11 protein-coding genes are annotated in these 14,873 nt (G+C 37.5%); 4 read left to right on the top strand and 7 right to left on the bottom strand.

Features of this window, described 5'->3' with window-relative positions:
- Positions 1 to 36: 36 nt before the first annotated feature.
- Positions 37 to 876, bottom strand: coding sequence for a CvfB family protein (locus BDI_RS07355; protein WP_011966469.1), 840 nt, complete (start codon positions 874 to 876; stop codon positions 37 to 39).
- 196 nt (positions 877 to 1,072) lie between these two features.
- On the opposite strand from BDI_RS07355, the gene BDI_RS07350 reads away from it, so the two are divergent.
- Genes BDI_RS07350 through BDI_RS07340 form a run of 3 tightly spaced genes read left to right on the top strand, consistent with a single transcriptional unit; the run spans position 1,073 to position 4,367 of the window.
- Positions 1,073 to 1,876, top strand: a complete 804-nt coding sequence (locus BDI_RS07350; protein WP_008780411.1) for a polysaccharide biosynthesis/export family protein — start codon at positions 1,073 to 1,075, stop codon at positions 1,874 to 1,876.
- 7 nt (positions 1,877 to 1,883) lie between these two features.
- Entirely contained in the window at positions 1,884 to 3,497 is a 1,614-nt protein-coding gene (locus tag BDI_RS07345) for a GumC family protein (RefSeq protein ID WP_008780412.1), read from the top strand.
- Positions 3,498 to 3,503: 6 nt separating this feature from the next.
- Positions 3,504 to 4,367, top strand: a complete 864-nt coding sequence (locus tag BDI_RS07340; RefSeq protein ID WP_008771823.1) for a LicD family protein — start codon at positions 3,504 to 3,506, stop codon at positions 4,365 to 4,367.
- A 44-nt stretch (positions 4,368 to 4,411) separates the two neighbouring features.
- Here the strand turns inward: BDI_RS07340 and BDI_RS07335 are convergent, their stop codons facing one another.
- Genes BDI_RS07335 through BDI_RS07325 form a run of 3 tightly spaced genes read right to left on the bottom strand, consistent with a single transcriptional unit; the run spans position 4,412 to position 7,594 of the window.
- Positions 4,412 to 5,491 carry a glycosyltransferase family 4 protein gene (locus BDI_RS07335; RefSeq protein ID WP_011966468.1) on the bottom strand — a complete coding sequence of 360 codons (1,080 nt, stop codon included), beginning with the start codon at positions 5,489 to 5,491 and terminating at the stop codon, positions 4,412 to 4,414.
- Positions 5,488 to 6,711: a glycosyltransferase family 4 protein gene (locus tag BDI_RS07330; RefSeq protein WP_011966467.1), complete on the bottom strand. Its 1,224-nt coding sequence runs from the start codon at positions 6,709 to 6,711 to the stop codon at positions 5,488 to 5,490. The genes BDI_RS07335 and BDI_RS07330 overlap by 4 nt, the downstream gene beginning before the upstream one ends.
- Positions 6,689 to 7,594 carry an O-antigen ligase domain-containing protein gene (locus BDI_RS07325; RefSeq protein ID WP_229033905.1) on the bottom strand — a complete coding sequence of 302 codons (906 nt, stop codon included), beginning with the start codon at positions 7,592 to 7,594 and terminating at the stop codon, positions 6,689 to 6,691. Before BDI_RS07325 ends, BDI_RS07330 begins: the two co-directional genes overlap by 23 nt.
- Positions 7,595 to 8,807: 1,213 nt before the next feature.
- Between BDI_RS07325 and BDI_RS21025 the strand changes: the two genes are divergently transcribed.
- Positions 8,808 to 10,430, top strand: a complete 1,623-nt coding sequence (locus BDI_RS21025; protein WP_011966465.1) for a hypothetical protein — start codon at positions 8,808 to 8,810, stop codon at positions 10,428 to 10,430.
- 214 nt (positions 10,431 to 10,644) lie between these two features.
- On the opposite strand, the gene BDI_RS07315 is transcribed toward BDI_RS21025, so the two are convergent.
- The 3 genes from BDI_RS07315 to BDI_RS07305 form a co-directional block, all read right to left on the bottom strand.
- Complete coding sequence (locus BDI_RS07315; protein ID WP_008771829.1) at positions 10,645 to 11,889, bottom strand: oligosaccharide flippase family protein; 1,245 nt, start codon at positions 11,887 to 11,889, stop codon at positions 10,645 to 10,647.
- A 25-nt stretch (positions 11,890 to 11,914) separates the two neighbouring features.
- Positions 11,915 to 13,732, bottom strand: coding sequence for an aminotransferase class I/II-fold pyridoxal phosphate-dependent enzyme (locus BDI_RS07310; RefSeq protein ID WP_008780419.1), 1,818 nt, complete (start codon positions 13,730 to 13,732; stop codon positions 11,915 to 11,917).
- A 144-nt stretch (positions 13,733 to 13,876) separates the two neighbouring features.
- On the bottom strand, positions 13,877 to 14,824 hold the full coding sequence (locus BDI_RS07305) for an ornithine cyclodeaminase (protein ID WP_008771831.1): 948 nt from the start codon (positions 14,822 to 14,824) through the stop codon (positions 13,877 to 13,879).
- Positions 14,825 to 14,873 lie beyond the last annotated feature (49 nt).

The raw sequence follows: 14,873 nt of genomic DNA, 5'->3' as shown, positions 1-14,873 counted from the left end.
GTAACGGATTCCATTGACTTTTTTTATATAAATGGGTCACTTCTCGTTCACGAGCCGTATCCCGCCATCTTCCAGCGTGATAAGATGTTGCTTATAGAGTGCCCCGATCGCTTGTTTGAAAGCTTTCTTGCTACAGCGGAATAAGGAATAGATCACGTCCGGATCGCTCTTGTCGTGTACCGGGATGTATCCCCCTTGTGTTTTCATCGCTTCCATAATGACGCCGGCGATCCCCTCTACCTTTTGGTAGCCTTGCGGCGTTAGGCTCACATCTATCTTATCATCCTCACGTACCTCTTTTATATAGCCTTTCAGATGCTCGCCTTTCTCAAGACGCTGGAATACCTCATTATAATAGATCAATCCCCAATGCTGGTTATTGATGATCACCTTATAGCCAAGATCCGTCTCGTCGGCTACCAATAACTGAACCTCTTGATTCTGCTCGTAATCGATAGGGGTATTGTTCAAGAACTTCTCGATACGTGCGGATGCCATGATACGTCCTGTCACATGATCCAGCCGGACATAGACCAAGTACCATTTCCCCTCTCTCATCGGCATTTTCTGCTCCTTGAAAGGAACGAGCAAATCTTTCATGATACCCCATTCCAGAAATGCGCCGGCATTATTCACGTCTTTTACCTCCATGAACTGGAACTCCCCGACCGTTGCCAGAGGACGTGCGGTAGTAGCGATCAACCTCCCTTCATTATCATGATAAATAAACACCTCGACCTCATCCCCGGGCTTCACGTTTTTAGGTACGTAACGAGTCGGCAACAAGATCTCCACCCCGTTACCTCCATCCAGATAAACCCCGAAGTCAAGGTCTTTCACTATTTTCAGCGTGTTATATTTTCCTATCTCAACCATATATTTTTGTTTTGTCACAAACTTACGCAATAATCATGAAAAAGCGGTAAAAACAACTATAATTTTGATTTAGCATGCAGCAATATCTAGACAATTGCATCGTTATAGAAGTATCTTTATACTTGTGGTCCTTTTGAGACCTCATGTTCAAACTAAAAAACGTATATTTGCACCTTATTTGAAGAAAACAAAGATTATGAAAGTGAAATTAGTATCAGTAGTGGCATTGTTTGTCTTATTGTTAGGGGCTTGTTCTGTTCCTAAAGATGTGGTTTATTTCCAAGGAGTGGATGCCTTGACCCCCGAACAGGTGAGTAAGATGAATCAAGCTTATACCTCGAAGATTTGCCCTGATGACTTACTTACGATAACCGTTACGGCATGGGATCCGACAGTCGTTACTCCCTTTAATCCCCCTGTATATGCCTATGCAACTCAAGGTGAGACTACGACGGTTTCTTCTGGTCAATTAAGAACGTATTTGGTTGATCAGGAAGGTGACATAAATTTCCCTGTTTTGGGAAAGATCCATGTGGCGGGATTGACCAAGCAACAGTTAAGTGATAAAATGCAAGAAATGATCTCCCCTTATGTGAAAGATGCTTTGGTTAATGTACAGATTGTTAATTATAAGGTCACGATGATGGGTGAGGTCTCTCGGCCGGGTGCGATTTCCGTGAAAAATGATCGTCTTTCAATTTTAGATGCTATCGGTCAGGTCGGTGATTTGACAATTAACGCAAACCGTAAGAACATCTTGGTTATACGAGATAATAATGGAGAAAAGGAGTTTGCTCGTTTGGATATTACCGAGCCGGATATATTTACTTCCCCCTATTATTATCTTCAACAAAATGATGTTGTTTATGTGGAACCGAATAATGCGAAGAAGAGAAACGCCCGTTATAGTCAAGCCCAACAATATAGTATAACCGTGTTCTCCTCAATTTTGAGCGCTGTATCTGTGATAACGACTGTTATATTGGCTATTACTAAATAATAATTAGATGATGGAAGTGAAAGACAACGAAACAATCGGACTTAAAAGTATTATCGTAAGATATCTATTGCATTGGAAATTATTTTTAGGGGTATTCCTGTTTTCTATAATCCCTGCGGTTTTATATCTGATTTATTACCCTCGTACATATGAGATGATGGCCCGTATCCAGATTCAGGAAGATAAAGACCTCGGAGGAGGTAGCTTTGGATTGGGAGAGGCCGCTGGGTTGATGAAATCTTTTGGGTTGGGATCTGTTTCTGGAGGTGTCGTTAATATTGATGATGAACTAATGACATTGACTTCTAATAAAATGCTTCGGAATATGGTTCTGAAATTAGGCGTGAATGTCGATTATTGTGAACCATTTTCTTTGGGCTATCGTTTATATGATGAATCTCCTTTAAAGTTGATTGCCGATTCTGCTACAAACGCACGCTTGGCAGAAGCTGTGGAGTTCTCGGTTTTCGTAAAAAATGGTAAGGCGGAGGTTTCAGCGGAGTCTGTTAATATGAAAAAGAAACATTTTAGTTTTCCATCATTGCCTGCTACCATTGAGTTACCGATGGGAAACTTCACCTTGGACTTTGCGCCGGGAAAAAAAGATATCACCTCAGCGAAACTTGATATTACATATAATCCTGCGGGGTGGGTCGCAGAGGATTTGGAGAAAGAATTTTTAATAGAAGGAAGCTCCAAGACTTCAAACGTAATAGAGTTGAGTTGCACTGATTATGAAAAGAATCGGGGTACGGATATGCTAGATACATTAATTGCGATCTATAACAAAGAAGCTGAGGCGTATAAAAAAGGAGAGGCTCGTAAATCTTTGGTTTTCTTAGATGGGAGGATTGAGAATATTATAGCGGAACTTGCCGCTGTCGAAAACCAAATTGAAGAATATAAGAGCAAGAACCAATTGATGGATATAGAGCATGACGTTCAATTCTATGTGGAACAAATGAAAGAACTACAAACAAAGTTGATAGAATTGGAGGCTCAATCCAATGTCATCAATATGATGGATGAATTCGTGAAAGATCCTGCGAATAAATATAATTTGGTACCTGTTTTATTGACCGCTCAGGAAGGGGAGAAAGGAAGTGCGTTAACTAGTTATAATGAAGTTTTGCTAGAACGTGCACGCGTAATTCAAAATTCGAGTATCAATAACCCGCTGGTCGGAACTTTGACTGAGCAAGCGGATAAGTTACGTGGAAGCGTAATAGAAACCATCGGTAATGCTCAAAAAGGAATGCAGCGGTCAATAAAGGATGTAAAAGCGAAGGAGCAGGAAATTTATAGTAAAATGAATAATTATCCGGTTGCGGAAAGACAGTTTGTAGAGTTGAAACGTAGACAGGAAATTATTCAAGGCGTTTATTTGATATTACTTCAGAAGCGAGAGGAGACCGCTCTTATTTTAGGTCAGACAAGAGATAAGGCTCGGGTGATTGATCCTGCCTATGTAAAGAGCAAGCCTGTCGGTCCTCGTAAGTTGTTTGCGCTTATTGGAATGTTGGTCTTAACATTGGTGATACCTATATCTTACTTATTTGTAAGAAGACAATCGTCTCTTCTTATCCAAGAATATAAAAAGCAAAGTAAAGATTCTAAGTAATATTTTATGAGTGTTGTTGATTTCTCGAAATTATATCCTGACAATCGTCAAGAAGGAGAAACGGTATTGCGTCAAGCGCAATTAGTGATGTTGAGGATGCTTAAGATTATTGATTATATATGTCGAAAGCATGATATTTCTTATTGGATGTGCTCGGGTACCTTATTAGGTGCGGTTCGTCATAAAGGTTTCATACCTTGGGACGATGATTTGGATATCTGTATGATTCGTGAGGATTATGAGCGTTTTGTAGAGATTGCCGTGAATGAGTTCCCTGAAGATATGATGTTGCAGACCAGAGAGACTGATCCTCATTACCATTATTTGCCTTTACCTTGTAAGGTTAGAGACAAGAAAAGCTTTATATTATCTCCGGGATATGAGGATGAAGAGTGCGAGAAGGGGTTGTTTATAGATATATTTCCTATGGATCGTTATCATAAACAGAAATTGCCTTTTATGTTTGAAAAAATGGTGAAGGTCTATAATACGTTTATATGCAAGAGCTTGGATGCGATATATTTCAAGGATGAGTCTATAGATAAAAAGATATTGGCTTTTTTTCATCCCGTATTCCATAAACTGGTTCTTCAATATATGAAATTCGCAAAGAAGCTTATTGATAAGAATAGGGGATTAGGTACAGACTGCCGCCTTGGTCATGGTTTCGATACCTTGTGGAAAAGATATCTTCGATTTGACGATATCTTTCCTGTAGTAGAGATAGACTTTGAGGATTCAAAGTTTTTTGCGCCTCATAGACCAGATGTATATTTAACGACATTATATGGTCCTAATTATATGACTCCACCTCCTGAGAAGCAGCGTTTGGCTGCGCAACATGCTCATGAAATAAAGCCAATTATATAAAAATATCCCTCAAAATAGCTAAACAGTATTTTGAGGGATATTTTTTATATCTTGTCAAAGATTGTAGTTACTTTGTCGCTGACATTCTGCCACGTATACTCGTCGAGTGGATAGTCAACTCTGGTAAATTCTTGAGCCAGTTTTTGTTTTATGTGCTTAGATAGATCCAAAGCATCCCCTGTTTTGAAATAGTCCCCTGGATTTAGCTCAAGTAATTTATTAGCGGGTATATCACTTGCCAATATAGGTAGATGATAACTCATCGCTTCTAAAAGTACTAATGGGAAGCCTTCATTATAAGAAGGTAATACAAAAAGTCTGGCATGGGAGTATAATTGCCTTAGAAATTCTCCATCCACATATCCGGGCATGATTACATTCTGTTTTTGGGCTCTTTCGCTGATTTCGGACGAATAGGAGGAGTTATGGTCTACTCCTCCGGCTAAAACGAGCTTGAAGTCATGAGGTAAAGATTGTACGTAGCTATCAATCAGATAATCAAATCCTTTCTCCTGTGTAATACGTCCAACAGCTAAAATATATTTTTGAGGTTGTAACCCAAGTTTCTCTATATAATCAGTCCTTGTCGCTAGTTGCTTGCGATATACTCCATTCGGTATATAAGTGGATTTACGCTGAATTTTATCATTGAAAAGACACATTTGCTTTTTATTGACAAAGATTACGGCTGTAGAACCATTAACAGCTATCCATTCGCTGAATTTTAATATTTTTCGGGATATGTAATTCCATTTCTTATGTTCATAGTTTGCGCTATGATACGTAAGGACAACTTTCAACCCAGCGAGTTTAAGGAGTGGTATAAACATTCCGGGACCAATGTTATGGATATGTACGATATCTGGTCTCTTAATAATACAATATATAGTGCACAAGAATGAATGGAAAAAAGGCTCAAACCCTTTTATTCGTGTAGAAGGTAGATCTATGAATCGTATGCCTTTATATACCTTTTCCGCATTTTTCTTTAAGAATGGAATCCTTCTGAATATAGAAATGTTATATTTAGAAGTCAGTTCCGGATAAAGTTGCTCACAATGCTTCTCTACGCCTCCTTGTACATTCGGAAAGCCTCTTGTCCCAAATACATAGACATTTTTCATCGCTTATTCTGATCGATAATGAGTTGATAGTTTTTGATGAGTTTTTGATAATGGCTTTCTTCTGAGAAGTTATCCATTGCGAATTTCTTCGCCTCATCCGACATTCTCGCATATTCTTCCTCTGATATAGAACAAGCCTTTGTAATCGTTTCTTTTAGGTCATCGGGTGATTTTGGCTTGAATGTATATCCGGTTTTGTTTTCAATAATCAACTCTGGTATTCCTCCCAAATCACTACCAATAACAGGAGTTCCTATCATATAGGATTCAATGATTGTCATCGGGTTATTCTCATAGCATTCGGATGAGACTACAACAAAAGAGGCATTGTGAATAAGTTCCCGCAGTTCTTCTCCTTGTTTGAATCCCAGAAACTCTGCGTTTGGAGGGCATTGAGACTTTAGTTGCTCCAATAAAGGTCCGGTTCCAGCTAATTTTAATTTTATATCAGGAACTTGCTTGATCGCATTCAATAAGGTGAGGATACCTTTTTCCTCGGATATTCTTCCAAAGAAAAAGATATAATCTCCTTTTGTTGAACTGTAATCTTTTACCTTCGGGGTAAAATTATACAAATAAGTACATCTATCCTTGAATCGGTTCTCTACTTGAATATGCTTATTCATAGAGAATTTGCTGACAAATATGAATCGATTGATGTAATCGATCGGAGAATAGAATTTTGATCGGAAATAACTATCCATGCTCAACATGAAACTGTTGATGAGGCTACCTTTTGAGCATTTGTGTGTTATGCAATTGTAGTAATTCCCGGTCTTACAACGCTCACAAAAATTCCTTTTTCCATCCGTGAATGTGTATGCAGGACAGACTAAACGATAGTCGTGGACACTCATGATAATAGGAATATTGTATTTCTTGAGGACTGGTAAGATCGATACAGACATACTATTAAACATCAGATGTATATGTGCTACATCCGGTTTCTCCTTTTGGATCAACTTCTCTAATTTACGTGCGGCTTCTTTATTATAGATAAAAGCCGGTAAATTTTTTATTTTCTTGGGTAAAGAAGATTCCGATAGTTCTGGATAGTCTACAAAATACGACTCATAAGGAGAAGGTTCGTTCTTCTTATTCTTAAGACTGAATGGGATAACTGTGTGCCCATGTCTCTCGAGGAGCTGAATCGTGTTGAAAAAGACAGTTTCCGCACCTCCTTTTTTGAAAAAGTATTTATTTATCTGAAGTATTTTCATCTTGTAACTCTTTTGCATTTGGATGAACTTCATCTGTCACCCCGTTCTTCAAATCTGATAATATTAAACCTAATAGCATAAGGACAAAAAAGCCTCTATGCGTTGTAAATGTTGAGTCGGTAGTGCCCTCAATGATAAAGAAACCAATGATCATCAATACCATCGATAAGCATTTCATATTATATGTCCTTTTATGGAATTTAATTGCCTTCATAAGGATATAGATCCAAAAAGTGATGTATAAGATAATCCCTACAATGCCAAATTGAGCTAAAGAAGGGTAGTAGGTATCCGCTATAAAGTTGTAATGGTCCTTACTCATACCCCATACTCCATCTATTCCATATTTTGAATAGATACTCGAATAATACACTCCTGAGGAGAAAGTCCCAAAGCTGGCGAACCCGCTACCGAAAGGAAAGTAATCTATTAATATCTGTGGGGCGGTCGCATATAATACATACCGGGCGATCATGTCTTTGTCTACCTCGCTGGTTAATGTCTGATAGAAATAGAAATAGATCTTCTCTCTAGCGACAAATAATACTGCGACAATAGTTAGTAATATGATCGTAATATTCTTTGCGTCTAACTTGAACTGCTTTATATTTGAGAAGTAGAACGTGATAAATGTGGCTAGAGCGAAAAATCCATAGAATTTAGATCTACCAGATATTAGTCCAATAGACAATAAAGCAACAAATGTAATCTTATCCAGATTAGTGAACTTACTGCAATACAAATAACAAAGGGAAACGCATACAACGGCTGCCGCATAATAAGCCGGATGTCCCATGAGATGGAATAAAATCCTAGGCTCTACAGCTTTTCCTAGTCCCATCAGAAGCAAGAGAAACCAAAATACAAGGCATATTGATTTCATGATATTTTTCTGGGATTCGCTAAATCTTGGCATCATTGAGTATACGCAGAAAAAAGCGAGATAAGGCTTGATCTGGATTAACATATCTGATATTATCGCTGTTTTCGTATTACTTCCAATGTATAGGGAGTAGCAAAAATAGAACAGGAAAATACCAATGGTTGTTAAAAAGCCCTTGTTGAAGTTCCAGTCGGATGTGGAAAACAGATATATACCGAATAAAACGAATAGGAATAAGGCGCAAATTTCATCTGTATAATCAAACCCGATGGCATCGTATAACAATATACCAAAAGTCAAGGTGAAAAGAAGCAGATTGAAAAAATGTTTATTAATCAAAGACTGTATCATACTTTTATAAGAGTACGTTGAGTAACTTGTACATATTTATATTATGAAACAAAGTTATGGGTTATTCTTGGAATAAACTATGTTTCATCATCCTTTTTGCATTTATTTGCTTTTTGTGGTTTGTATGAAAATGTGTAAATTGTTGATTGATAGATTTTTGTTTGTATCTGGTGAAAATGAAGAACTGAGATATTATTGAATTTTTTTTCTTTTAGGAAAATTATCTATATGCATATTTTTATTTTGTTTGACTTTATTTGTTTCTTGCTCAAATGAAGATTTGTTAAATTCTAATTTGGGAGTGAGAGATGGAGCATGTTTGTCTATAAATATGCAGGATACAACAGATGTTGTACCTGAGAATCTGAGAGCAATATCAAGAACTAATGAATATTGTGTGGCTAGAGGGTGTAGTGCGATACGAATTCTTTCTTCTAATATTAAAATGGCGTTTGATACTTCAACGGCTTAGTTGGTAGGCGTTCTGCCGCATACAATATATATTGTTGATACGAGGCAGGGTGAAATTGACGTTTATGAGTCTGAGGATTTTATTGTTACTTCAAATTATTCTCCAGAATGTGGTTATATGCCGACAGCTGGATTATCAGATATTGGTTATACTATAGGTAGAAGAAATGGTAAAATGATATTTTCTTCAAATACATTACATATTAAATAAGGAATATACGATAATATATGTTTCTATTTTCCATTTATATCTAATAATATTAGATGGAGATAATTATGAAAACATTGAAATGGTTTGCCTATGTATTTGCGATTGTGTTTATTGTGGGATGTTGAAAAGAAGACCCGATTCCTGATCCGACCCCAACTCCTCCTGGTAAAGGAGGGCTGAATGGGAAGATTACATTATGGATCCGGGAGAAGAGTTCAAATCTTACGGATCAATGAAGGGATTGAGTTTTTCACTTCGTTAGAGTCATTGACTTACGCACTGGTTGATTCTGTAGATCTTAGTCAGAATAAAGCATTAAAGATCTTGGTATGTAATTCCCATACCAATTATCTGAAGCTTCCCGAAGATTGTAAGTTAGATAGTTTGACTTGTTCTACGGTGGTTCTTGAATCGATAGATATAAATGCTTGTAAGCAATTAAAGAATTTATGCCTCAAAATAAAGACAACAGGAGTTATTCTTAATGATTTGCCGTCCTTGGAGCAGCTATCATCTATCGCATATTACTCAGATGGGGCTAGTTTCCAAAACTTAGATTTAAAGAATAATAAACGTTTGAAGCGCATTGTTTTTACGGGAGCTATTGGTTTAATGGATATTGATTTGAGTGGTTGCGAAGCATTAGAGGAATTTACTCCTACAGGTAAGAATTATGCATTGAACTTGAAAGGTTGTAAGTCTTTAAAAAGTTTGGCCGCTGATTATGCGTATTCGATTAACTTGGAAGGGTGTGTTGGCTTGGAAACGTTTGAAAGTAGACGCATTGGCAATATAGACCTATCAGATTGTATTCGTTTGAAGGAAATATTTATTGATAGTGGAGATGGTGTTTTGGATTTAAGTAAGAATCATGCTTTAGAAAGTATCACGGTATATAATATGACGATAAAAGAACTAAAAGGAAGTCTTTATCCTAATTTGCGGAATTTGACTTATCGGTCGGATGCCCAACCTTCTTCTGTTGATATCCAGAATTGTTCAGCGTTGGAATCATTGTATATAACATCTAGCCTCCTGACCTCATTACAGTTTAAAGGTTGTACGAGCCTTGATAATACCCGGTTGGAGGGAAATGCGGGGGAAGTAGATGTTAGTGATTGTCCTAATTTGTTTTTAGATTGCTATGGATTAACTTGCTTGGATTTCAATAAAAGTATCCGAGGCCTAAAACTATATACAACTGAAAGTTTTCCGGGCTTGGATCTTAGTGGATGTGCTTCCCTTGAGCATCTGGAATTTTATAATTATAATCCTAGTGCTTTTTTACGTTTGAATGGATGTCAATCTCTTAAATACTTGAAAATTTATCATTTATATCAAGATGAGTTGTCGTTCGCTGATTGCGGAGCGTTGGAAGAGGTAACAATGGAATGGGTGGGCATTAAAGAATTAGACTTGAGCGAGAAAACTAATTTAATTTATCTTCTATGTTCTAACATGGATATAGAATGTTTGGATACGAGTAATTCCCCGTTATTGGAAACCTTGAGGTGTCCATCAAATTCTCAACTTAAGATGTTGAATATAAAAGGTAATCCTAGCCTGCAAAACTTGGATTGTAGATCCTGTGCTTTGCAATCGTTAGATTTATCTGGTAATCCTGCGTTGCAATATATTGATTGCTCATCGAACTATGTTTTACGAACAGTAGACGTGAGACCTTGCCTTTCTTTGTTTAGGTTTACTGGGCTTGATAGTGTAGAAACCGTGTGCGTGACCGCAAAGCAATTTTCTTCTACTACTTTAAATGTGCATCCAAATACACGCATTTTAATACAATGAACTATATGTTGTAATGGCCATGAACTTTTAAATCTTTATGGCTATTACGACCTTTTATCGGGAATTTGCGTTTTGTGGGAAAGTTGGGCAAAAAAGTAAGTTAACTTCATCGGCAAAGTAACTTAACATACTTTGCCAACGAACCTAAGATACTTGGTTGATGAAGCTAAGATATGTCTTTTCTTAAATCACTTGTCAAATTTGCCTCAGCTTCTTACGCTCGGAATAGCCCGAACCTACGTATCCCCCAAATACGGAAAAGGAAAAGAAGTGTCTCAGACACGACTACCATCATTGCTACCGTGATAGGGGCGATCATTCCGCAAACATATAGGATCGCTAATCCAGTGATGTGTACCATGGAGGTGGTCATAACTGTATAGTTCGTATATAGAGGGTGCCCCATGGCCGCCAGAAATGGATATCCTAGTAACATAGAGGGGATGGTTACGAAACAAGCGATTACAAGTATCCGGAATACTTCTAAGATATCCGGATCGGCTGTCCCATAGACAAATCTTAATACATAACTTGAGAATAAAAGTACGGTCGTTACGCAAAAGAAGTTGGAGAATGTTATTCTATAGAATACTTTTTTAAAGAACAAGACATCTCTACTTTTCGCTATATGCGGAAATAAAACCCCAGTGAATGGTGTCAATAACTGATTGTACGCTTGATATAGCTTCTCTGCTGCCGAATAGTAACCCACCGCTGTGTTTCCGCAAATCAAACCCAATAGAAACGAGTTGCTTGTGGTGAACAAAGAGGTAGAGGCCCGGGAGAGAAAATAAGTGGAACTATCTTTTAAGGAGTTACTAACTTCTTCGATTGATGTGAAGTACCATTTCATCCCCATTCTGAAGTAAACAATAAAGATACTAACGATCCCGGCAAGAATAAAGCCAAAACTATAGCATATCGGTACGTATATATAATTTTCCGGTTTTCGAATGAAGATGAAAAAGGGAAGGAAACTCAATGATTTCGCTACGATATTGAATACCGTAATGTATTTCATATTCTCCATGCCTTGAAAAAACCACATAGGAAACATAACATTGCCTATGATCATGCCAAAATATAGGAGATAAAAAGAAGATTCTGACTTAAACTTATCAAAACAAGTGATCAGAATGAGTAGTATGGCGAAGCTGACCCCACATAAAAAGAAACGTCCAAGCATTGTGCTATTTAGGTAAGAGTTGATTTTACCTAAATCCGTTTTATGCTCAGAGATATATTTCGTGGCTGATAGGTTAAAGCCAAAATCCGTAAACATAATGAAATATTGCATCAAGGCATAGCCGAACGTCACGAGCCCCCAGCGTTCTACACCGAGTACTCTGAAAAGAAAAGGGAATGATAATAAAGGTAATAAATAATTAACTCCTTGGAGCAATGCCAAGGAGATAAAATTTATAACCATAGGATTCTTGAGCTTCTTTTTTATTTCCATATAATAAAGACCGGATTGAACTTCCTTATTTATTCAATGAAGTCAGCGCTTCTATTAGCTTATCATTGTCTTCCTTGTTCCGGATAGCGATTCGGATATATTGTTTCCCTTCAAACCCTGCTTTAGTTCCACAGTTTTTTATCAAGATATTATTTCCCGACAATAAAGAGCTACAAAGTTCCTCCGATGTGTAAGTATCGGTTACTTCACATAAGAAATAATTTGCGGCGGAAGGAATAACCCTAAGATATGAGACTGCCTGTAGATTCTGGAAGAAACGCTCTCTTTCGTTTAAGAATTTATGGCAGGCTTTGTCGTAGTCATCACTGTATTTCACGAAAATCTGCATATAAAATTCAGCGAAGGAGTTGATGTTCCAAATCGATATGTCTTTTTTCAACGTTCTTATGAGATCTTTGTTTCCCGACGCTAAGAAACCTAATCGTAATCCGGGAACGCCGTATGACTTTGATATGCTCTTAATGACAATCAAATGTGGATATTTGTTTAAAAGCTCTTTATCTAACAGGGAAAGTTTATTTTCAGGATTTGCGAAATCAAGGAAAGATTCATCTATGATTAAACGAATCCCTTTTCGTTCGGACCATTCGACTAGCGCAAATATCTCATTTTTAGATAATAAATTTCCAGATGGGTTATCAGGGTTAATTATCAAAAGTTGCTCAATCGCTTTGTTATCAAAGAAAGATATAATGTCTAAAGCAGTATAAGAGAAGTCTCGGTTGCTGGGAGTATAATACACCAGCTGCTTAGGGGCCAAACGGTTCGGGTATTCCTCGAATGTTGGTAATATAACTCCTGTGGTATACTTAGAGGTCATACGCATATAACCACTGATTAACTCGGCCGCTCCGTTTCCTACGATGATTTGTTCGGAGGATATTCCCGCATAACGGGCGGCTAGTTGAGCGTTTTCTTGCATACCGGAAGGATATTCGGTAAGGAGAGTATCGAAATTGGCTTTCATTTCTTCCTTCAATCGGGTATTTGGGAAATAAGGGTTGACGAGATAGCAGAAATCCAATAACATAGGGAAACGCCAGTATCCACCGTAACGTTTGCCGTATAAAGATAATGCTTGCTTGCCTTCCGAAAATAAGGCTTCCGCATTATTTAAGTCCTGTTGGTCATCTATCTCATACCATTTTTCGGTTGTAATCGTCAAGGCCTTTAAATCCGGTCTGTCTAATAAGGATATTACCTTTAGAACTTGTTCGTAGTATTCATTATTACCGAGGGCTTTACAATAAGCTTCCAAGAACGGAATATACTTATTAGTGGAAAATTCCTTACTGAATTTATATATATTTACGGTCTTGTAATAAGACTCCTTTTGGCAAAATTGAAACGCTTTCTTTGAGATGAAGTTCAATATATTGTTATCCTCATCCAGCCGTACGACGGTACCATCCATCCAACTTTGGTATTTGGCAACTACTGCCAAATTTGGATAGGGATGGTTTATCAATTTGCTGAGAATGGAGTTCTCAAAAATTAGATCGGATTCAAGTAGAATTGTCTCGTCCTCCACCAGATAGTTTTTAGCGAGATATAGCGAGTATATATTATTTGTTTTATCATATACATTGTTCTCTACATAAAGAACAGGAGTGTTGTTTATCTTATCTCCGATAAGCTCACGTACCTTTTCTCCTTTATAACCTATCACGATAATTATACGTTTCAGAGATAGAGCTTCCAGTTGTTTAAGCATACGTTCGATTAAGGTTTGATTATGTACCTTAATCATGCATTTTGTGTTGTTTTTTGTCAACTCTTTAAGGCGTTTGCCCATGCCTGCCGCTAATATGATCGCTTGCATATCTTATTCTTTTTTAATTGTATAAACAAATACCCCTGTCGATTTTACTGTCAAAATATCAATTTGACTGTACATAACCGAGAAGGGGTTGTCTTTATAAGATGATTCTATTATCTAAAACGCTGCATATAATGTAAACCGATATCATATCCAGAATTTTGATACCTCTCTTTCTATCTTAATCTCTGGAGATTGCGCAGATAAACTATCATAAATTTTACTTGCGAATAGAATATCATGTAGACCAAGACCTATATTGTAACTTAATATCCGTTCATGGTCATTTTCTCTGCCAGCCGTTCTACCTGATAAAACGTCTTCTAGCTCGGCATATTGTTTGAATTGGGAAAAATAACGGAATCCCTTCACATGATCGGTATCATCGCCATATACCTTGTCGAAAAAGAGATCGCAATTTTGAAATCCTCTCGTATGTATCGGCACGACTAGGCATCCTTCTTTAAATAGGTCATTTTTCGGACAGATCAAGTTGCTTGCGTCTGTTATACAACTGATAATAACATCTGAGTTGGATATGAGATTCTCTATATTGTCTATGATCGAGAATGTAACATTGGGATAAGCCCCGAATCTCTCTATAAAGGAATCCGCTTGATCCTTATATTTTAATAGCTGAACTGTATGATGCGTATTTTTTTGGCTATCAAGTAAACATAACATAGTTGCTCTAGCTGTATTTCCTAAGCCGATGAAACTGTAAGTAGTGGCATCGGTCGCTTTTAATGTTTGGATAGCGAGAGTGGCGACAGCTCCTGTACGCATAGCGGTTATCCAATCTCCACCCAATAGGGCTAATAGTTCTCCCGTATTGGAATCATAGAGTAGGATATCGCTTCCTAAAGCAGGTATGCCACCTACAATACGATGAACCACCTTGATTCCAAACCTAGAGAATTCTTGGGGTAAGAGGCAGGGCATGGAAGTGAAAAAGTCATTACCTTGGGGGTGTACACTTATTTTTGCGGGTAATTGAGCCTTGTTTTTTATAGAGAAACTTTCTTTCGCCCAATCTACACAGGTCGCAGGCGTAATTCCTAAATCCTTAATCTGATTTTCAGAGATAATTTTCATATTGACTTCCTTTTTTAGTTCATGCTTATGCCAAAAAAGCTTCCAAAGT

The organism is Parabacteroides distasonis ATCC 8503 (assembly GCF_000012845.1).
GTDB lineage: Bacteria > Bacteroidota > Bacteroidia > Bacteroidales > Tannerellaceae > Parabacteroides > Parabacteroides distasonis.
This window is presented reverse-complemented; position numbering and strand designations above follow the sequence as displayed.

Excerpts from the sequence above, each read along its gene's own strand:
- BDI_RS07355 (WP_011966469.1), bottom strand. The coding sequence starts at position 876 with ATGGTTGAGATAGGAAAATATAACACGCTGAAAATAGTGAAAGACCTT.
- BDI_RS07350 (WP_008780411.1), top strand. The coding sequence starts at position 1,073 with ATGAAAGTGAAATTAGTATCAGTAGTGGCATTGTTTGTCTTATTGTTA.
- BDI_RS07345 (WP_008780412.1), top strand. The coding sequence starts at position 1,884 with ATGATGGAAGTGAAAGACAACGAAACAATCGGACTTAAAAGTATTATC.
- BDI_RS07340 (WP_008771823.1), top strand. The coding sequence starts at position 3,504 with ATGAGTGTTGTTGATTTCTCGAAATTATATCCTGACAATCGTCAAGAA.
- BDI_RS07335 (WP_011966468.1), bottom strand. The coding sequence starts at position 5,491 with ATGAAAAATGTCTATGTATTTGGGACAAGAGGCTTTCCGAATGTACAA.
- BDI_RS07330 (WP_011966467.1), bottom strand. The coding sequence starts at position 6,711 with ATGAAAATACTTCAGATAAATAAATACTTTTTCAAAAAAGGAGGTGCG.
- BDI_RS07325 (WP_229033905.1), bottom strand. The coding sequence starts at position 7,594 with ATGAAATCAATATGCCTTGTATTTTGGTTTCTCTTGCTTCTGATGGGA.
- BDI_RS21025 (WP_011966465.1), top strand. The coding sequence starts at position 8,808 with ATGGGAAGATTACATTATGGATCCGGGAGAAGAGTTCAAATCTTACGG.
- BDI_RS07315 (WP_008771829.1), bottom strand. The coding sequence starts at position 11,889 with ATGGAAATAAAAAAGAAGCTCAAGAATCCTATGGTTATAAATTTTATC.
- BDI_RS07310 (WP_008780419.1), bottom strand. The coding sequence starts at position 13,732 with ATGCAAGCGATCATATTAGCGGCAGGCATGGGCAAACGCCTTAAAGAG.
- BDI_RS07305 (WP_008771831.1), bottom strand. The coding sequence starts at position 14,824 with ATGAAAATTATCTCTGAAAATCAGATTAAGGATTTAGGAATTACGCCT.